The organism is Desulfoferrobacter suflitae, assembly GCF_022603395.1.
Taxonomy (GTDB): domain Bacteria; phylum Desulfobacterota; class Syntrophobacteria; order Syntrophobacterales; family Syntrophobacteraceae; genus Desulfoferrobacter; species Desulfoferrobacter suflitae.
Genome location: NZ_JAIBKA010000010.1, coordinates 144223 through 162825, shown reverse-complemented (window position 1 = coordinate 162825; position 18603 = coordinate 144223). Strand labels below are relative to the sequence as shown.

Annotated in this window: 18 protein-coding genes; 16 read left to right on the top strand and 2 right to left on the bottom strand. The window is 54.0% G+C overall.

Going from position 1 to position 18603, the window contains the following annotated elements; all coding sequences use genetic code 11:
• Nucleotides 1–41: 41 nt before the first annotated feature.
• On the top strand, nt 42–854 hold the full coding sequence (gene thiD, locus K1V27_RS17375; RefSeq protein WP_258931321.1) for a bifunctional hydroxymethylpyrimidine kinase/phosphomethylpyrimidine kinase: 813 nt from the start codon (nt 42–44) through the stop codon (nt 852–854).
• A 2-nt stretch (nt 855–856) separates the two neighbouring features.
• On the opposite strand, the gene K1V27_RS17370 is transcribed toward thiD, so the two are convergent.
• On the bottom strand, nt 857–1813 hold the full coding sequence (locus K1V27_RS17370) for a patatin-like phospholipase family protein (protein ID WP_258931320.1): 957 nt from the start codon (nt 1811–1813) through the stop codon (nt 857–859).
• 124 nt (nt 1814–1937) lie between these two features.
• Between K1V27_RS17370 and K1V27_RS17365 the strand changes: the two genes are divergently transcribed.
• Nucleotides 1938–2576, top strand: a complete 639-nt coding sequence (locus tag K1V27_RS17365) for an alpha/beta hydrolase (RefSeq protein WP_258931319.1) — start codon at nt 1938–1940, stop codon at nt 2574–2576.
• 34 nt (nt 2577–2610) lie between these two features.
• On the opposite strand, the gene K1V27_RS17360 is transcribed toward K1V27_RS17365, so the two are convergent.
• Nucleotides 2611–3414: an alpha/beta fold hydrolase gene (locus tag K1V27_RS17360; RefSeq protein ID WP_258931318.1), complete on the bottom strand. Its 804-nt coding sequence runs from the start codon at nt 3412–3414 to the stop codon at nt 2611–2613.
• Between the two features lie 316 nt (nt 3415–3730).
• Here K1V27_RS17360 and K1V27_RS17355 point away from each other — a divergent pair, with 316 nt between their 5' ends.
• The 14 genes from K1V27_RS17355 (at nt 3731) to K1V27_RS17290 (ending at nt 18603) form a co-directional block, all read left to right on the top strand.
• Nucleotides 3731–4114, top strand: a complete 384-nt coding sequence (locus K1V27_RS17355) for an Lcl C-terminal domain-containing protein (protein ID WP_258931317.1) — start codon at nt 3731–3733, stop codon at nt 4112–4114.
• Entirely contained in the window at nt 4077–4640 is a 564-nt protein-coding gene (locus tag K1V27_RS17350; RefSeq protein WP_309574024.1) for a tRNA (cytidine(34)-2'-O)-methyltransferase, read from the top strand. The genes K1V27_RS17355 and K1V27_RS17350 overlap by 38 nt, the downstream gene beginning before the upstream one ends.
• Nucleotides 4641–5047: 407 nt before the next feature.
• On the top strand, nt 5048–5530 hold the full coding sequence (locus K1V27_RS17345; protein WP_258931315.1) for a hypothetical protein: 483 nt from the start codon (nt 5048–5050) through the stop codon (nt 5528–5530).
• 35 nt (nt 5531–5565) lie between these two features.
• Entirely contained in the window at nt 5566–6330 is a 765-nt protein-coding gene (locus K1V27_RS17340) for a YfgM family protein (RefSeq protein ID WP_258931314.1), read from the top strand.
• Nucleotides 6331–6684: 354 nt separating this feature from the next.
• Nucleotides 6685–7986, top strand: a complete 1302-nt coding sequence (locus K1V27_RS17335; protein WP_258931313.1) for a phenylacetate--CoA ligase family protein — start codon at nt 6685–6687, stop codon at nt 7984–7986.
• Between the two features lie 53 nt (nt 7987–8039).
• Entirely contained in the window at nt 8040–8471 is a 432-nt protein-coding gene (locus tag K1V27_RS17330; RefSeq protein WP_258931312.1) for an ACT domain-containing protein, read from the top strand.
• A gap of 249 nt (nt 8472–8720) precedes the next feature.
• Complete coding sequence (locus tag K1V27_RS17325) at nt 8721–9881, top strand: ABC transporter substrate-binding protein (protein WP_258931311.1); 1161 nt, start codon at nt 8721–8723, stop codon at nt 9879–9881.
• A 73-nt stretch (nt 9882–9954) separates the two neighbouring features.
• The gene (locus K1V27_RS17320; RefSeq protein ID WP_258931310.1) at nt 9955–10830 is read left to right on the top strand and encodes a branched-chain amino acid ABC transporter permease; all 876 of its coding nucleotides are present in this window, start codon (nt 9955–9957) and stop codon (nt 10828–10830) included.
• Between the two features lie 146 nt (nt 10831–10976).
• Nucleotides 10977–11930, top strand: coding sequence for a branched-chain amino acid ABC transporter permease (locus tag K1V27_RS17315; protein ID WP_258931309.1), 954 nt, complete (start codon nt 10977–10979; stop codon nt 11928–11930).
• Nucleotides 11878–12669, top strand: a complete 792-nt coding sequence (locus K1V27_RS17310) for an ABC transporter ATP-binding protein (protein WP_258931308.1) — start codon at nt 11878–11880, stop codon at nt 12667–12669. Before K1V27_RS17315 ends, K1V27_RS17310 begins: the two co-directional genes overlap by 53 nt.
• A 5-nt stretch (nt 12670–12674) precedes the next feature.
• Nucleotides 12675–13418 carry an ABC transporter ATP-binding protein gene (locus tag K1V27_RS17305; protein ID WP_258931307.1) on the top strand — a complete coding sequence of 248 codons (744 nt, stop codon included), beginning with the start codon at nt 12675–12677 and terminating at the stop codon, nt 13416–13418.
• Nucleotides 13419–13420: 2 nt separating this feature from the next.
• A complete protein-coding gene (locus K1V27_RS17300; protein ID WP_258931306.1) occupies nt 13421–14713 on the top strand; it encodes a phenylacetate--CoA ligase family protein in 1293 nt (430 codons plus the stop codon).
• Nucleotides 14714–14967: 254 nt separating this feature from the next.
• Entirely contained in the window at nt 14968–16272 is a 1305-nt protein-coding gene (locus K1V27_RS17295) for a bifunctional folylpolyglutamate synthase/dihydrofolate synthase (RefSeq protein ID WP_258931305.1), read from the top strand.
• A 39-nt stretch (nt 16273–16311) separates the two neighbouring features.
• The gene (locus tag K1V27_RS17290) at nt 16312–18603 is read left to right on the top strand and encodes an LPS-assembly protein LptD (protein WP_258931304.1); all 2292 of its coding nucleotides are present in this window, start codon (nt 16312–16314) and stop codon (nt 18601–18603) included.

The window sequence follows — 18603 nt, the reverse complement described above, 5'->3', positions numbered from 1 at the left end:
TGCCATAACAGTGAAAAGCTAGAGGAATAGGGATTGATCCTATGCGAATTTATCGAGCACTCACCATTGCGGGCTCAGATTCCGGGGGTGGAGCCGGCATTCAGGCCGATCTCAAGACTTTTGCCGCGCTCGGGGTATACGGCATGAGTGCTATCACTGCCCTGACGGCTCAAAACACCGTAGGAGTGCAGGCTGTCGTCGAGCTGGATGCGGATTTTGTTTCCATGCAGGTCCATTCGGTGGTTACCGATATCGGAGTGGATGCAGTGAAAACGGGCATGCTTTCAAGTGCGCCCATCATTGCCAGAGTGGCTGCCGATATGGAAAAATTCGCCATTGAAAACCTGGTGGTCGATCCGGTGATGATTGCCAAGAGCGGCGATCGTCTGCTGCGCGAAGAGGCCATCGATACCATGATTCATCGTCTCTTCCCCCTGGCGATGGTGGTTACGCCGAATCTGCATGAAGCATCCGCATTGACCGGCATGGCGGTGGAAGAGGCCCCTGCCATGAAAGAGGCAGCCCGCATCATCAAAGACTTCGGCCCTCGTTATGTGGTCATCAAAGGAGGCCACCTGGAAGGCGCTCCAATGGACATTTTGTACGATGGAAAGCACTTTATAAAATTCGCCAACGTACGCCATAATACCCCGCATACTCATGGCACCGGCTGTACCTTTGCGTCGGCCATAGCTGCAGGACTGGCGCGTGGCTTTTCGGTGGAAAAAGCTGTTGAGTCGGCCAAGGACTATATTACGGGCGCCATTGAGAAGGGGCTCGCCATCGGCAAAGGTCGGGGTCCGGTCCATCATTTTTTTGATCTGTATCCGCTGGCCGGGCGAGACTTTGAATGATTTCAATAAAATATCAAAGGGCGTCGCCATCCCGGTGCGCGTCCCGGATAGACGGAGCCATTCAATGTCATCATGCGCCGCAACTTTCGTTTTCTTCTGATCCTGCCGATGTTTTTTCGAACCACTTCGTGGCCGGCCTCGATGCAGCTTTCCACACGGCTGAAATCCGCCCAGTAGAGGTGCCCCAGGTGCGGAACAAGCAATGCGTCAGCACAGGCTCCTCTTTCCTGACTCAAGTGCATGCGGGTGATGTCATTGCACCTGTGCAGAGTGTCCAGGGCGGAATTGGGCAGAGGTCCCAGTTGGCCGACCTGGGAGGAGGCATCAATTCCTATGACGAAATGGGCTCCCATGGCAATGGCGGGTGTGGCCGGCAGGTTGTCTATCCAGCCGCCGTCCACCAGGCAGCGTCCGTCGTAGCGAACGCCGGGAAGGATTCCCGGAATGGCAACGCTGGCAGAAACTGCTCTGCGCAAGCTGCCCCTGCGCAACACGATCTCCTCGCCATTGACAATGTCCAGAGCAACAGCGGCAAAGGGTATGGGCAATCCCTCGATGGGGTCATCCGGAATCAACCGGCTCATCACCTCCAGGTAAAGCTCCTCGGAAACAAGAGTCGAGCGGACCATGGAATGTGTGTAATAGATCCCCTTGCGGAACAGTCCCAAAAATCGACTGACCAGGTTTTCCGAGGTGTCTTCGGCTTCGTTCTCGGTGGCCAGCGCGAGGGTTTTGATGAAAAGTTCGCTTTCCAGGAAGTTCCGCAGCTTGTCGGTTACCGTTGGCAAGTCCTGATAGTAGGCGTATAAGCCTCCAATGATGGCGCCCATGCTGGTGCCGGTGATCAAATCCAGCTGAACGCGATGCTTGACGATCTCATCCAGGGCCCCCAGATGAGCCAGCGCTCTCGAACCTCCCCCACTCAGTGCCAGAGCGGTTTTGAACAATTGACGCGGCATACATCAGCTCCGCAGCATAGCGAATCGTTCGGTCGTCATCGGATTGAACATTCATCCCACCGATGCTATTTTTAATTCAGCCCTACATCTAATGTAATTTTTAATCAAATACAAGAGGATAGCCATGTCTGAAGGGAACCTGATGATCGACACCGGGCAACACATGCTGGAGGGTCTGTTCGACCGGGGAGAGAATCCGTCAACGGCCGCCATTGTCTGTCATCCTCATCCTCTGTATGGCGGCGACATGGATAATGGAGTGGTGGTGGCCATGCAGAAAACGCTGAGAAGTTGCGGGTGGAGTACCCTGAGGTTCAATTTCCGGGGAGTTGGAGGGAGCAGCGGGTCCTATGGAGAAGGCGAAGGAGAGGCGGAAGACACCAAAGGTGTCGCTGCATATCTTTCTCAACAAGGTTTCGATACGATCTGCTTGGGAGGGTATTCCTTTGGGGCATGGGTCGCCCTGAAGGCAGTCGGACCGCAATTGTCTCCGGCTTGCACGATTCTGGTATCACCCCCGGTGGACTTTCTGAGCTTCGCAAACCTGGCGTTGCCTTCCACCCCGTGTCTCATTACCCTGGGCGATCGAGATGATTTCTGCAGGTTGGCTTCTCTGCGCCAATGGATTGCGCAACAAACGGTCGACGAAGCATTGATCGAGGTCGAGCTGTTACCCCGTTGCGATCACTTCTATGGGGTCAATGAAGCGCTGTTGTCGGCAAAGATTGGCATGTTCCTCGCCCGGCACTTCAAAAACGAGTGAGGTGTTGAGCGGGGTCGCAAATCTTGCGGGCGCTTCACCTGTGTTGGCTGAAAAAATCCAGGCTCAGTTGATTCAACTGATCGGCGCATTCTGCGTGAAGTGCGTGGCCGGCCCCCGCAAATTCAACCAATTGGGCGCCAGCGATACGTTCGGCAAGCAGGTGCGCGTTTTGGCGGGGTACCAGGACGTCTTCGGTGCCGGTGAGGATCAGTGTGGGAATTCGGATTTGAGGCAGCCGGTCGCAGCAGTCGAAGTTGCCGATGGCCTGAAGCTGGGCGTGAAACGCGTGTTCGGGCTGAAGCGGCGCCTGCAGCTGCACCTGGCGGTAGGCCGCGACCACTTCCGGGTGCTTCTCCCTGCAGCGGTTGCTGAAAAACAAGGGAAGGTTTTTATCGATGATTTGCTCCTGATCCAGCCCCTCGTTGTTCATAAGGGTTGCCAGCACATGCGGGGAGGGCGCCACACGGAGAGTGCCGCCGCAATGAGTACAACCGAGAACCATGGCTGCAACTCGATCCGGTTGCAGCAGAGCCAATTCCTGGGCGATCATCCCTCCCATGGAGAGACCCACGAGAAAGATTTTTTTGTTGTCGAGGTGATCCAGCAGACAGGCGGCATCGTTTGCCAACTGCCGGACGGAGTAAGGGCCGGCGGGCATACTGGAACGTCCGGCGCCTCGGTTGTCGAACACAATGGTTTGGAAGTGTTTTTGAAAAAAAGGAACTTGCTTATACCATGACCAGGTTCCGCCACTCAGGCCGCTGATAAACAAGAGCGGCTGTCCCGCGCCCTGGATTTCATAGTAGATGTCGATTCCCTGGCAGTGACACGAAGGCATCTTCCCTCCTCGCAGATGTGCTTGCCGGTTCCACAAACTTTCGGCTCTGAATTCGCCGCATCAGGAAGGGGTATGGTAGATTAAGGCCTTGCGACTCGTCAAGATGAAAGCGGAAAAGATAAATTCATGGACCGATTCGTTTTCGCTTTTGTTTGGAGCATATTTTGTGATAAAAATTTCAACTTGTCGGAAACGGACGTGATGGCCTTTCAACACTTTCAATATGGACGTTAAATCGTTCATCCAAAATCCTCCGTCCGATCCTCTGAATCCGTTCGAGCACACAGTAATCGTCGTCTGAAGTGAAGGAGATGTCATGAGCGAACGTTTCGTGTTGCAGGGAAACCTCATCGTCTTGGACCGAGAGACGGGTCTGATGTGGCAGCGCGCAGCATCTGAAGATCGTATGGTTTGGAAAGACGGTTTTGCCTACATTGATCAGCTCAATGAGAAGGAATTTGCAGGCTATGGTGACTGGCACTACCCTTCAAAGGATGAATTGCGGACCATCATTCTTCCCGAAGAAGACCGCCACAGTGGACTCTATGTCGCACCCCAATTCGGCAATCAAAGAAATTGCTGGAGCTCCACCACAGCGGAGCATCATCGCGCCTGTTATGCCGACTTTTACTACGGCGACATCTATCTGGTAGAAGAAAATTATGCCAACCACTTTGTCCGAGCCGTGCGCAGCAAATAATCAGCGGATGCGCAGCTGTGACAAGGTAAAGACGGAGCTATATCTTCATCAACCCCAGTTTAGGGTGATATTGTTTCAGCCTGAGATCCCTCAGAACACAGGAAATATTGCTAGAACATGTGCGGCGACCCATGTTCCCCTTCATCTTGTCGAACCTCTTGGTTTTCAATTGACTGACCGCTATCTGAAGAGGGCGGGGCTGGACTATTGGCCATATGTTGATTTAACGGTTCATCCGAGCTTTGAGGCTGTGCGTGAACAATTGGCGCACAGCCGATGGGTTTATTTTTCCAGCCATGCGCAACGATCCTATTTCGATTTTGCCTTTCAACCGGGCGATTGCCTGGTGTTTGGTTCCGAGACCCGGGGACTCCCTGCGCAGATGCTGGCCGGTGAGCAGGAAACGGTTCTGCAGATCCCGGTAGATAAGACTCGAGTCAGAAGTTTGAATCTTTCTTCAGCCGTGGGGATCGTCTTGTTCGAGGCTCTGCGACAGTCTGCATTGCTGGAAAAACGGTCGATTTAGCGCCATGCGGAGTAGTTTTTACTGAGTCGTCAATTCACAGGCAGCCACCAGTCCAAAGAGGTGAAGCCACATGAGCGGTCAGGATAAGGATGGTTTAAAGGCGAGAATATATGAACTCTGTCCCGAGATTGATCAACTGGGTCTATATCCGATAGTAATCGGCAAGGGAGCGCGCTACTGAGTGGTTTTCTTCGAGAGCAAGGATTGCTCTCGCAAGAATCCTCCGTTGAGCTCCTTCAAAATCAGACACAATCAGGAAATGGTGGATGTGGTTTCGATGGCGCCTCCCTGGGAAGAGGATTTGCGCCGCGCAGTCATGGAGGCGGGAGCCAAGTTGAAAACCACTGCTGCGCCTAAAAAGCCCGTCGCAAGAAAACCGCATCCTGGCAGATATCGTAACAGAAACAATGAGGTTGGGAAAATTGGCGGACATCGAGTGGAAAGGCATCATCTGGAGCGCTGCCTATGGTGACCTTTCGGTCAAGGAATTGCTGACGATTTTGAAAGGCTTCGGCCCAATGGAGATCTTGCAGTTTGAAAAACCCGGGACATTCCGTGGGCAGTTGAGCCTGTCGCTTTCAGAAAACGGCGCAAAGGAGATCACGCTATACTATTTGGAGGTCATGGGGCCGAAAAGACGAGGTGGCGGCAGAGAAGCCCTGGGATATCTCAAAAGGATTTTTAAGGGAGAGCTCTATGTGGAGGATCCGGGCATCATTCGTGTCAAGAACGCCAACGAAGAGAGCATTCCCTTCTGGATCAAGATGTTCCAGGAAGGCCACATTGAAGCCCTGGATAGTGCAGAGTGCAGCCTGACCCGCCAGACGAGCGAGGCAGAAATGAATAGAATCAAAGACCGGATCGAATCGGCTCGCAAACAGCGCGATTGAGGCTGGTCGATGTCAACGTTTTGACGAGGTGATATTTGAGTTTCACGAAGATTAAAGGATCAAGAAAGCGTTTTGAAGCCAGCGAGGAGCTCCTGAGTTTTTCGCAGCGTGCATCCGATTATGCCAGAGAAAACCCGCACTGGATCATCGCTGCAGTCGCAGGGGTACTGTTGATCATGGGGATTGTGTGGGGAGTCAACAGCTATCGGGAGGCAAACGAACGGCGCGCGCGCGCGGAATATTTCAAAATAATAGAGGAATGGCCGACCAACGACATCACCGATTACCAGAACTGGGATCATCTGGTGGCCGAGTTGCAGAAATTTAGCGAGCAACATCAAGGGACACAGCCGGCTTTGAACGCCCAGTTTGATCTGGCTCAGGCATATTTCCACATGAAACGCTACGATGAGTCCGTCAAGGCTGCCGAGGCGGTGCTGAAGGAAACCCCGCCAGCCAGTTCATTGCGGCCTCTGGTGCGCTATCATCTGGCTCTAACCTATGAACAGGTGGGTAACATCGATGCGGCCATGGAGCAGTGGAAGAGTCTCGCCGGAAGCGGGCTGAAGGGTTTCGAGCGTGAGGTGAGTTGGCACCTGGCAAGACTCTATACCGTCAAGAAGGATTATGCCAAAGCGGTCGAACAGTATGAGGCTGCGTTGAAAGCAGAGGGTTCTTATCCCAGCGCTCATCGGGTGCAGCAAGACCTGGAAATGGCAAAGCTCAAAGCTGCTCCCGCCTCGAGTGAATCACACAAGGAAGCCCCTCAGGCTCCTTCGAAAGAGGGACGAGACAGCTGACCGGCACTCCACGGAAATCATGGGTGTTGCATAAAATTATTATTGTTTTCCATAGTTTTCCCTTGACAGTGCAGAGCATTTTGGCTAACAGAGATCACACTGTTGCTGGTGAGGAGTGATGTGAAAGGACGGTCTTTCTGCTATAGCTGCTTTCGATATTTTTCGGGCTTCTTTTTTAGGAAGTCTACCTGTGGGCGTGCTAAGTAGGCAGTACCGCACCTGGTAATGAAGAAAACCACGGGTAGACTCAACGACGAAGCCCGTGGTGATATTGTTTGAAGAGCCGTGGGTGAAAAACTCACGGTTTTTTTTTGGCAAAAGTGAAGGTTTGAACTAAGGGAGGATTGTGCGAGGATGATCTATAACATCGAATTTGAGACACTGCCGCGAGAAGCTCTCGAGGCGATTCAGTTTCGCCGCCTGAAAACCGTGTTGGAGAGGGCCTATGCGATGGTGCCGTTTTATCGCAGGAAATTTCAAGAGGCGGGAATCACCCCGGCCGATGTCAAGACCCTCAATGACCTGCAGCGACTGCCCTTCACAACCAAAAAGGATCTGCGGGACAACTATCCGTTCGGAATGTTTGCGGTGCCGATGGACAACGTCGTGCGCATCCATGCTTCATCGGGAACCACCGGGCAGCCCACCGTGGTGGGATATACCGCAAGGGACATTGCTTCGTGGTCTGAGCTCATGGCCCGGGCGCTGTCGGCAGGCGGGGCGGGGCGCGGCGATATCATACACAACGCCTACGGATATGGGCTGTTTACCGGAGGACTGGGAATTCACTACGGGGCGGAGCGTCTGGGTGCTTCGGTAATACCCATTTCGGGTGGCAATACCCGTCGGCAGGTACTGATCATGAAAGATTTTGGGCCGACCATCCTCACCTGTACTCCTTCCTATGCGCTTCATCTTGCCGAAGTTGCCCAGGAAGCGGCGATCGATTTCAAGGAGCTGCGTTTCCGCGCCGGCATTTTCGGTGCCGAGCCATGGTCGGAAAGAATGCGCGAAGAAATAGAGCGCAAGCTTCATCTCAGTGCGGTGGATATCTACGGCTTGAGTGAGGTGATGGGGCCGGGGGTGTCGGTGGAATGCCAGGAGGCCAAGAAAGGACTGCACGTTTTTGAGGATCACTTCATCCCTGAAATCATCAACCCTGAAACCGGAGAGGTGTTGCCGTACGGCGAAACCGGAGAGCTCGTGTTCACCAGCATCACCAAAGAGGCATTTCCGGTTATTCGCTACCGCACCAGGGATATTTCGGCCCTCAATCCGGAACCCTGCATCTGCGGGCGAACTCATGTGCGCATGAACCGTATCAGCGGTCGCACGGACGACATGCTCATCATCCGCGGTGTCAACGTCTTCCCCTCACAAATTGAAAGCGTCTTGATGGAAATCGAGGAAGTGGAGCCTCATTATCAATTGATGGTGGATCGAGTGGGCAACCTGGACAGCCTGACGGTCATGGTGGAAGTGGGTGAACACGCATTCTCCGACGAAGTGAGGATACTGCAGGAGCTGGAAAAGAAAATCGCCAAGAACATCAAAGAATTCTTGGGGGTCTCTGCCAAGGTCAAGCTGGTCGAGCCGAAGACCATCGCCCGCAGTGAGGGCAAAGCCCAGAGAGTCATCGACAATCGTAAGCTGTAGCTTCCAAAATCATTTCCTTAAACACTATTTGAGACCGGAGAGGAGACTTAAAAGTGCGTGTAGAGCAAATTTCAGTCTTTCTTGAGAACAAGGCGGGCCGTCTGGCTGAGGTGACCCGAATTCTGTCTGAGGCCGGCGTTAACATAAGGGCGTTGTCCCTGGCGGATACCTCGGACTTTGGCATTTTGCGCCTCATCGTTAACGACAACAACAAAGCCAAGGAAGCGCTGAAGCAGCATGGATTCACCGTGGGCAAGACAGATGTGGTGGCTGTTGAGGTAGAGGACCGGCCCGGCGGGTTGCACAAAATCCTCGACAGTCTTTTCCACGCCAATGTGAATGTCGAATACATGTATGCGTTTGTTCAGCAAAGCGGCAGTAATGCGGTGATCATCTTCCGTTTCGATAACCTTGACGAAGCCGTGAAGGTGCTGCAGGCCAACGGCGTCACAGTGATCGAAGCCGAAAAGCTCTATGCCATTTGATGGCAGCGTTTACATGGGAACCTCCTGAAAGACTCGGTGCAACCGTCACCCGGCGATGGGGGGCCGGGAGACTCTGTAACATTCTGGATTGCTGCCGCCGTGGCGGTATTTCAGGGGAATGACAGCGGCGCGGCCTGCCGCAGCGGGCTCATAAGTGTCGCACTGTCTGTGAGACGACTGGAGGAATATGCGGGAACAAGGCCGCGTGCGCAGCCGTACAATTGATCGAAAATTGCAAAGGAGGACATTATGAGGTACGGGAGATCTGTTTTGTTGACAGCCTGTGTTGTGCTGGCGCTGATCATTGGTGGAATTTCTGTGCCGGCCTGCTGGTCCCAGGATACTTACAAGATCGGGGGAATTTTTTCCATCACCGGGCGCGCATCCTTTCTGGGAGATCCTGAAAAGAAGAGCCTTGAAATGGTCGTTGATGAAATCAACAAGAACGGCGGCATCGACGGGCATCCATTGGAGGCGGTCATCTATGATTCCGAGGGTGATCCGACCAAAGCCGTTCTGGCGGCCAATAAGCTGATCAGCAAAGATGGTGTTCTGGCTGTCATCGGACCAAGTCTGACCCCCACCACACTCGCTATCATACCGATCTTCGAAAAAGCTCAAATTCCTCTGATAAGCTGCGCTGCGGGTATCAAGATCACTGAGCCGGTCAAGCCCTATGTGTTCAAGACGGCTCAGAGTGACATGTTGGCGGTGAAGACCGTGTACACTCACATGCAGTCCAAGGGCATCAAAACCGTCGGCATACTGACCGTAGAGGATGCATTTGGAGAAAGCGGCAAGGAGCAGCTGCTTAAGCAGGCGCCCGAGTTTGGCATCAAGGTGGTGCAGGCGGAAACGTTCGGCGGAAAGGATACCGACATGACCGCCCAGTTGACTAAAATCCGCGCTGTAGAACCGAACGCCATCATCTGCTGGGGAACCAATCCCGGTCCTGCCGTTGTGGCCAAAAACGTGCAGCAGATGAAGCTGGACATTCCTTTGTACCAGAGCCATGGAGTGGCCTCTCCCAAGTTCATTGAACTGGCCGGAGATGCGGCCAACGGCAACCTGCTGCCTACCGGCAAGATCCTGATTGCACAGCAATTGCCGGACAGTGATCCGCAGAAACAGGTGTTGCTCGACTATATCAACCAGTTCGAAAAGCTTTACAGCATGCCCGTTTCCGGTTTTGGCGGTTATGCCTATGATGCCATGCATATCTTGGCCAGGGCCCTGGAGGGCAGTGGTGGAGAGCGCGACAAAATTCGCGAGGGAATAGAAAAGGTCAGTGGTTTTACCGGTGTAACGGGCACATTCAATTTCACACCGGAGGATCATAACGGATTGGGATCGGATGCCTTTGTGATGGTCAACATTGAAAATGGCCAGTGGAAGCTCCTGGACGAATAATCAACCAGAACCTGGGCGGCGCTGACTTGCGGGCTCGCCCTGGTTCCCTTCGGATTGCGGCCTCGCGATAATCATGCAGGAATTGCTTCAGTATTTTTTCTCCGGAATAACCAACGGTGCCATTTACGCAATAATCGCCCTTGGATTCAGCATGCTCTACAATGCTACGGGTTTGATCAACTTTGCCCAGGGCGAGTTTGTCATGCTCGGAGCTTTAGGGCTGATCACCTTCTGGCGCGGGCTCGAGCTGCCTCTCCCCGTAGCCTTTGTTGCCACAGTTGCAGGAGTCTCACTGGTGGGACTGGTGCTCGAGCGGTTGGCAATCCGCAGCGTACGTAAACCGCATCCCATCGTGTTGATCATCATAACCGTCGGCGCCTCGATCCTGCTCAGAGGGGTGGGCATGCTGCAGTGGGGAAAGGATGCTCACAGTGCTCCGTCGTTCTCCAGGCTCTCCTCCTTCGAGCTGGCCGGCGCCACTTTGCTGCCCCAGACGTTGTGGATACTGGGAAGCCTTCTGCTGATTGTGCTTGGCCTGCAATTCTTCTACAAAAAAACTTTGACGGGCAAGGCCATGCAGGCGTGTGCCATCAGCAAGAGAGCCGCTTCGCTTCTGGGCATCCCCAGCGAGCGCATGGTGCTGCTTGCTTTTGCCCTGAGCTCTGCCATGGGAGGTGTTGGTGGCATATTGATTGCTCCCATCACCATGAGCAGCTACGACATGGGCACAATGCTGGGACTCAAAGGGTTTTGTGCCGCCATGCTCGGTGGTCTGGGGAGCTCCTGGGGATCCATTGTGGGTGGGCTGCTGCTGGGTATCCTGGAAGCTTTTGGCGTAGGTTTTGTCTCCTCCAGTCTAAGGGATGCCATCGCGTTCATTCTGCTGCTCCTGATCCTTTATGTACGTCCGACGGGAATCCTTGGCGCCAAAGCGGTTCAGCGCTTCTGACGGGGACGGCAATCCGCCGGGTTGGGCGCACATGCTGCCCTGGGATGGAGCCCGGGCGCGACCGGCTCAACGGCAGCGGCGTCAATCAATAAAAACAGAGGTGTGCAGCCAACCCGATGCGCGGTTTGGAGAATCGAAACAGCCATATGAAGTACGCTCTTTTTTCCCTGTCTATTGTGCTTACCGGATGGTGGGTGTCAAATCCCTACTATTTGCAGCTTCTGACCTTCATCGGAATCTACACCGTCCTGGCCCTCGGCCTCAATATGCTCATGGGTTACGCGGGGCAAATCTCTCTCGGACATGCGGCTTTTTACGGCATTGGAGCTTATACTACCGCCATCGCGACGGTGCACTGGAACTGGCCGCCGTGGCTGGGTCTTCTCCTGGCTCTGGGGCTGACGGCTGTGATTGCCTTCCTGATTGCTCTGCCGATGCTCAAGCTGACCGGCTATTATCTGGGGATGGGAACGCTTGGATTCGGTATGATTTTCTATATCCTGTTTCGTGAGTGGACCGGGTTCACCGGGGGCACATCCGGTCTGGTGGGCATCCCCCCCCTTTCTATTGGTGCGCTCACTCTGGATACCGGAAGCGGTTACTTTTATCTGGTGTGGGGCATTGTGGTCGTCTGTTTTGTCATATGTGAACGCATCGTGAATTCGAGAGTCGGTCGAGCACTGCGCGCCATTCACGACAGCGAACGGGCGGCCGCCGCCATGGGTGTCGACACCAGCAGGCTCAAGGTTTGGGTCTTTGTTTTGAGCGCCGTGTTCGCTTCGCTGGCAGGATTCCTCTATGCGCATCTGGTGACTTTCATCAGCCCGGACTCGTTCGATTTCATTGTTTCGATACGCATTGTGACGATGGTTGTGATCGGGGGCATGGCAAGCATTTGGGGTTCGCTTCTGGGGGCGTCGGTATTGACTTTCCTTCCGGACTGGCTGCATGTTTTCTCTGATTATGAAATGGTCGTTTACGGGCTCATTTTGATGGTGGTGATGATTTTTCTTCCCCAGGGATTCACCCGAGGAATGTTAGATATATATGAACGGGCTAGAAGCAGATACTCGCGTCCTTCAACCTCTCCTCAAGGTTGAAGCCGTTTCCAAATCCTTTGGCGGCATCCAGGCTTTATACAACGTTTCCTTTGAGGTGGCGGCCGGTCATATTTATGCCGTGATCGGGCCCAACGGGGCAGGCAAGACCACTTTGTTTAACGTAATCACCGGCATCTATACGCCGGAAGAGGGCGGCGTCTTTTATGAACAGCAGCCGATACGGGGCAGGAGTGTGCACCAGCTGGTCCGGCGGGGCATTGCCCGAACCTTTCAAAACGTTGAACTGTTTGACAGCATGACGGTGCTCGAGAATGTGCTGGTGGGGCAGCACGTCAGAACTCGATGTGGCTTCTGGGGTGCCATCTGCCGCTGGCCATGGGTGAAGCGGGAGGAGCAGCATGCTCAACAGAAAGCCGTCGAGCTGCTGAAGTTTGTAGGGCTTGAAGATGTGGGCGGGCATCGGAGTGCGGATCTGCCGTTCGGCTGGCAGCGGTTCCTCGAAATTGCCCGCGCTTTGGCGGCTGAGCCCCACCTGCTGCTGCTGGATGAGCCTGCTTCGGGACTCAATGCAGTGGAAACGGAGCAGCTTGCAGCACTCCTGCAGCAGATCCGGGCAAGAGGGGTTACGCTTCTTTTGGTGGAGCACGACATGAGCCTGACCATGGGTATTTCGGACAAGATCTTGGTCCTAAACCAGGGCAAAAAGCTGGCAGAAGGGACGCCGAGAGAAATTCAGGCCGACGATGCCGTCATCGATGCCTACCTTGGTCGAGAGTGAACGGCATGCTGCGTATTCGCAATCTCAAGTGCTATTACGGGAGAATCCGTGCCATCAGCGGTGTGAGCCTGTCCGTTCGAGAGCAGGAACTGATCGCCCTTATCGGGGCTAATGGAGCGGGTAAGAGCACCCTGCTGCAGACCATTTGCGGGCTGTTGCCCAGCTGGGAGGGGGAAATCGAATTTGAGAAGAATTCGCTGCACGGGCTGAAGCCCCCTGAGATTGTAAAAAAAGGCATTTCCCTGGTTCCTGAAGGCAGATTGCTTTTCCCGCCCATGAGCGTTCTCGACAACCTTAAATTGGGCGCTTACTTGAGGTATAGACAACGCGATCATGAGAATGTCGGCAAGGATCTCGAGGAAGTCCTGGAGTTGTTTCCGGTTCTTCGGGAACGATCCAGGCAGGCGGCTGGAACGCTGTCGGGCGGTGAACAGCAAATGCTCGCCATGGGGAGAGCGCTTATGGCGCGGCCCCGCCTGCTGTTGCTCGATGAACCTTCCATGGGGCTGGCTCCTTTCCTGGTGCGCCTCATTCTGGACGTGCTGCTCAAACTGAAAGAACGGGGCATGACGGTGCTGCTGGTTGAACAGAATGCCCGTGCCGCCTTACAAATTGCCGACCGGGGCTATGTTTTGGAAAATGGTCAGATAGTCCTCGAGGGGCTGTCATCCGATCTGTTGGCCGATCAGGAAGTCAAGCGGGCTTATCTGGGTAAGGATTACCGGGAATTTTACGACGGGAGGGAGTGACCATGCCCATACGGAACAAGACGGAGGAATGCCTTGATTTGGAAGAGCGCGCCCAACAGCAATTGGAACGTCTGCAGAGTACTCTCAATCGCGCTTTCAAGAATGTTCCCCTGTATCGCAATCAGTTTGAATCAAACCGAGTGGATCCGTCGCACATTGAAACATTAACTGATTTGCGCCGCATTCCGTTCACTGAACGAGAGTTCCTGAGCGCCAATTACCCGTACGGACTGTTTGCCGTGCCGTTGCGTGATGTAGTTCGGATCCATACCGCTCCCGGAACGACTTTGAAGCCGATGGTGAGCGGCTACACCAGGCATGATCTGCAAGTTTGGCAGGAGATGGTGGCCAGGGCCTTTACGGCTGCCGGAGTGACCAGTTCGGATATCCTGCAGATTGTACTCGATCCCGGCCTGGCCAATTGGGGACGCGACTATAAGGACGGTGCCGAGGCCATAGAAGCGAGCGTGATTCCATTGACTGTGCTGCCACCGGAAAAAAATCTGATGGTCATGCATGATTACAAGACTTCGGTGCTCATCGCCAGTGCTTCAGCCGCCTGCCAGCTGATGAACCTGTTGTTTCATCTCAATCTCAATCCCAATGCCCTGGCACTGCGCACTCTCATTCTTGTGGGGGAAGCGCCCGCGGCGGACGTGCGCAATCGCCTGGAAGAACAGCTTCATGTGGAGACATGGGCGCATTACGGATTGAGTGAAATTCCCGGACCGGCCATCGCATTTGAATGCGAACACCGGTGTGGACTGCACATCAATGAAGATCACTTTTTCCCCGAGGTGGTCGATCCCACATCGGGCGAAAGCGTAATCGAAAGTGGGGAAGGGGAGCTGGTTCTCACGACATTGACGACGCGCGCGTTTCCCCTCATCAGATTTCGGACGGGCGACCGGGTGCGCCTTATGGCCGATCCCTGCCCGTGCGGCAGAACTCTCAGACGGATCGTGTGGTCCCCGGGACGTACTGATGAACTGGTGGTCGTGCGCGGGGTAAAGGTCCATCATCAGCAGATCATGCTGTTGCTCGAACGCTCCCTGGGATATCTCCCCGAATCTGTCCGCATCCTTATAAAACGGCAGGAATGTCGAGATTTTATCGAGGTATGGCTGGGCCTGGACGACCATTTGTTTTCGGACGAAATAAAAGAAGTGGAAAGAATCATCCACAATTTAACGGCCGAATTGACTCAGGAGTTGGGGCTTCCCGTGACAATTCGCCTCAAGGAAAGGCGCTCCATGGAAGCCTTTACCGGTTCCTCGCTGGAGGACTTGCGCTGAGCGCGGCGCCTTTAATCTCCTCTGATATGCGCACAGGTTCTGCGTACTTTCCCGCAATCCTTATTGTTTGTCGGCAAGAGCCGGCGCTTTCCCGGTGCTTGTTACCTGCCGGGCTGATTTTCCTCATTTTGCACAAAAACAAAGTGTGGTAATAGTATAGAGCCTCGGGGACGAACTCCCGGCAGCGCCATTTGCCGCCGTGCCCCGACCTCTGCATGGACGCCAACGACAGGAATGGACGGAGTATACATTACTTGCTCAGCTATCAAGAGTCCCTCAACTATCTGTATGGATTGCAGAAACACGGCATTAAATTTGGTTTGAACAGTACCGGAAATATGCTGAGCCGAGTGGGCAATCCGCATGAACAATTGCGCTGCATTCATATTGCCGGAACCAATGGTAAAGGGTCCACTGCAGCCATGCTGTCGAGCATATTGAGGGAGCACGGTTTCAGGGTCGGTCTTTACACGTCGCCGCATCTGGTGCGGTTCACCGAACGGTTTCGAATCAATGATGCGGAAGCCCCGGTCCAGCGCATTTTAGACGTATTCGGCAGGATTCAGAAGGTGTTGAATGGTCGTGAGCCGCCCACCTTCTTTGAAATGGTGACGGCCATGGGTTTTTTGTACTTTGCCGAGGAGCAGGTTGACTGGGCGGTCATCGAGGTGGGGATGGGCGGACGGCTCGATGCCACCAATGTCATCTCGCCCAGGGTGAGCATCGTCACAAACATCGCCATGGATCATCAAGAATATTTGGGAAACACCCTGAGTGCCATAGCCCGGGAAAAGGCCGGCATCATCAAGCCGGGAGTGCCGGTCGTTACAGGTGCCGGCCAACCGTCGGTTACGGGCATACTCAAGGCCACATGCTTTCGGCACAAAGCGCCGTTGTATTCGTTGAAGACCGATTTCAGAGTGCGGCGCAATCCCAACGGTTCGTTCCAGTACCGGGGTTTACGGCTTCAGCTGCCGTCTTTAAGGCTCAACCTCAAAGGCATGCATCAGGTGAATAATGCCGCTGTTGCTCTCGGCGCACTTGAAGTTCTGGAAATGCAAAAGCGTTTGTCGCTCAACCCGCAGGCAATTCAAGCTGGGCTGAGCGCAGTTTTGTGGCCGGCACGGCTGGAAATTCTCCAGGAGAACCCGCTCATCGTTTTGGATGGTGCCCATAACCCTCAGGGTGCGGAATCGCTGCGGGAAGCTTTAAAAAAATCCTTCTCCTATAATAAGCTGCATCTCGTGTTGGGCATTATGGAAGACAAGGATATACGAGGCATTTTCCGGAGGCTGCTGCCGATGGCCGAGTCGGTGATCTTCACCCAGCCAAGGTATGTCCGTGCCGCCAAGGCAGAGATGCTGAAACGGCTGGCACGACCCTATATTCAAAAGCAGTACGTTATCCCGGATGCTGCCTCTGCCATAGAACAGGCCAAGCTTCAGGCGGAAGCAGGCGATTTGATTTGCATAACGGGGTCCCTCTATTTTGCGGGAGAAGTGAAAGAATTGTTTGGTGAGCGGGCTCTTGATTCCGCACAGGCGGACCTTACGGGCTGAAAACGGGCTTACGATACCATGTTTCCAAAGAGATTTTCGGTGCATCCCAGGGCAGCTGCCGCGTTTGCCCTCACCCTGTGGGCGTTGTCCTTGTGTGTGACGATTCTTGCGGCGGACGAAGCGCTCAGCCGGAGTTTGATGAGCAACGGCTTGAATCAGCAATCCTTTGTCAGTGAAACCAAGGGCACGTGGCAGATCAGTGCGCAGCAGGTCAGCTATGACAAGAAGAATCATGTCTATGAAGCCCAGGGAGATGTTCAGATCAGTTCCGGAGACCGATCCATCGAGGCCGATTGGGCGCGTCTGGATGCCCAACATCACACGGCCGATTTAAAGGGCAGTGTGTTCCTGAAATATGGCGGCGACTGGCTCAAGGGAGAACATGTCATATGGGACCTGGAAAAAGAGACCGGCAACGTGGATGGCGGTCTGCTCTATTTCGCGGGAAATCATTTTTATGTGCAGGGCAAGCACATAGCCAAGACCGGTCCGACCGACTACGAGCTCAAAGATGGATTCATCACCACCTGCGATCCGCAAAATCCCGATTGGAAAGTCAGATACAAAGAGATGACAGTGAATACCGACGGGTTTGCCTGGGCGAAGCACACGTCGTTTTATGCCCGCAGCATCCCGCTCCTGTATGCGCCGCTGGTCGCCCTGCCGGTGGACAAAGACAGGCAGTCAGGCTTTCTGCTTCCCTGGGCAGGTTCATCAAGCCTCAACGGCCTGCAGTTTGAGCTTCCCTACTACTGGGCAATGCGCCAGGATATGGACATGACTTTTTATGGTCGTTACATGCAGGAGCGCGGATGGATGAGCGGTCTCGAGTATCGCATCGACCATCCGATCTGGGGTGAGGGGATCTGGTTCGGCAACTATTTGCGCGATCAGGCGAGCAAGGATCATTTGGCCGACCTCAACTACCCCTTCATCAAGAGTGACCGGTACTGGATCCGCGCCCGCCATTCCATCGAATTGCCTTACGGAATCGAGGGCAAGCTGGACCTCGATATTGCCAGTGACAAGAATTACCTGAAAGAATTTAAGAATGGTTCAACCTCCTACGATTTCACCGATGATTTATTCCGCAAGTCCACCGGCCGTGGAATCCTCAACGATGAAACCATCCAGGCACGGGAGAACACCCTTTATCTCAACCGCCGTGGCGATTCCACACTGCTCTTCATGGACGCGATTTATTGGGATCAGCTGGATCGTTCCATCGATCAGTTCACTCTGCAGAGGCTTCCCGAATTATCCTTCAATGTCATCCCGGACTGGATTGACGGGTTGCCTCTCTACTACAGCCTCGAGACCTCAGGGGTCAATTACTGGCGCCGGGAAGGGGACAAGGGTTACCGCTTGGACTTGTATCCACGCGTCAACTACCCCCTCCATTGGAACAACTATCTGGATGTCGAGCCCTCGGTCGGACTGCGATCCACGAGTTATCGTGTAGACTGGGAAGAAGATTCACGGGACGCATGGCAACAGAGGACTCTGCCGGACGTCAAACTGGCAATGACCAGCCGCCTCAATCGTGTCTATCCCTTTAAGGTATGGAATTATGTTGCTATGCAGCATGGAATCCGCCCGGAAATCGTCTATGAATACCAGCCCGACGTCAAGCAGGGCGATTTGCCGCAATTCGACCGTCTCGATGATATCGAGGAACGCCATGGAATCACTTATGGGTTATCCAATTTTCTGATTGCCAAAGGGGTTCAGTCGGACGGCCAGGGCAATCAAGTCGCAAGCTATCGCGAACTGGCACGGCTGCAGATTTTTCAGACGCTGAACATCAGAGAGGCGCGCACATCCGATTCCGACTTTTCCAATCCCAAATTTGATGACTTCCTGGTCAGTGACGAAGATGAGGATGAAGACGACGGATCAGACCGTCCTGCCCTTGAAAAGAAGCGGTTTTCTCCCGTGAACCTGTTGTTGGACGTGTTCCCGGGTCGCTATTTGACTGTGACCTACGATACCCAGTTCTCTCCCGACGAGGGAGCCATCAACCGGCATGATTTGTACGCTACTCTCGACAGCGGGACGGGCTACTATGTGCGAGCCGGGTACCAGTTTTTCAAGGATACGGTTGTCGATGAGATGATCATCGAGGCGGGGGTCAAGGTGTTGTCAAGTATTTTTTTGACCACCTACCATGACTACTCATTTGACAAAGATGAGCTTTTCAAGCAGGGCTACGGTCTTAAATACCAGCATGGATGCTGGGGAGTGGGGCTGACTTACCAGAGAGAAGGCGAGGACAATCGTTTGGCTTTTTCTATAGATTTGCTCGGACTGGGGCAGTTTGGCGCGCGCTGA

Coding starts and splice junctions, on each gene's coding strand:
- K1V27_RS17305 (WP_258931307.1), top strand. CDS start 12,675: ATGCTGCGTATTCGCAATCTCAAGTGCTATTACGGGAGAATCCGTGCC.
- K1V27_RS17320 (WP_258931310.1), top strand. CDS start 9,955: ATGCAGGAATTGCTTCAGTATTTTTTCTCCGGAATAACCAACGGTGCC.
- K1V27_RS17325 (WP_258931311.1), top strand. CDS start 8,721: ATGAGGTACGGGAGATCTGTTTTGTTGACAGCCTGTGTTGTGCTGGCG.
- K1V27_RS17370 (WP_258931320.1), bottom strand. CDS start 1,813: ATGCCGCGTCAATTGTTCAAAACCGCTCTGGCACTGAGTGGGGGAGGT.
- K1V27_RS17345 (WP_258931315.1), top strand. CDS start 5,048: ATGAGGTTGGGAAAATTGGCGGACATCGAGTGGAAAGGCATCATCTGG.
- K1V27_RS17300 (WP_258931306.1), top strand. CDS start 13,421: ATGCCCATACGGAACAAGACGGAGGAATGCCTTGATTTGGAAGAGCGC.
- K1V27_RS17335 (WP_258931313.1), top strand. CDS start 6,685: ATGATCTATAACATCGAATTTGAGACACTGCCGCGAGAAGCTCTCGAG.
- K1V27_RS17360 (WP_258931318.1), bottom strand. CDS start 3,414: ATGCCTTCGTGTCACTGCCAGGGAATCGACATCTACTATGAAATCCAG.
- K1V27_RS17350 (WP_309574024.1), top strand. CDS start 4,077: ATGCCAACCACTTTGTCCGAGCCGTGCGCAGCAAATAATCAGCGGATG.
- K1V27_RS17355 (WP_258931317.1), top strand. CDS start 3,731: ATGAGCGAACGTTTCGTGTTGCAGGGAAACCTCATCGTCTTGGACCGA.
- thiD (WP_258931321.1), top strand. CDS start 42: ATGCGAATTTATCGAGCACTCACCATTGCGGGCTCAGATTCCGGGGGT.
- K1V27_RS17315 (WP_258931309.1), top strand. CDS start 10,977: ATGAAGTACGCTCTTTTTTCCCTGTCTATTGTGCTTACCGGATGGTGG.
- K1V27_RS17310 (WP_258931308.1), top strand. CDS start 11,878: ATGAACGGGCTAGAAGCAGATACTCGCGTCCTTCAACCTCTCCTCAAG.
- K1V27_RS17365 (WP_258931319.1), top strand. CDS start 1,938: ATGTCTGAAGGGAACCTGATGATCGACACCGGGCAACACATGCTGGAG.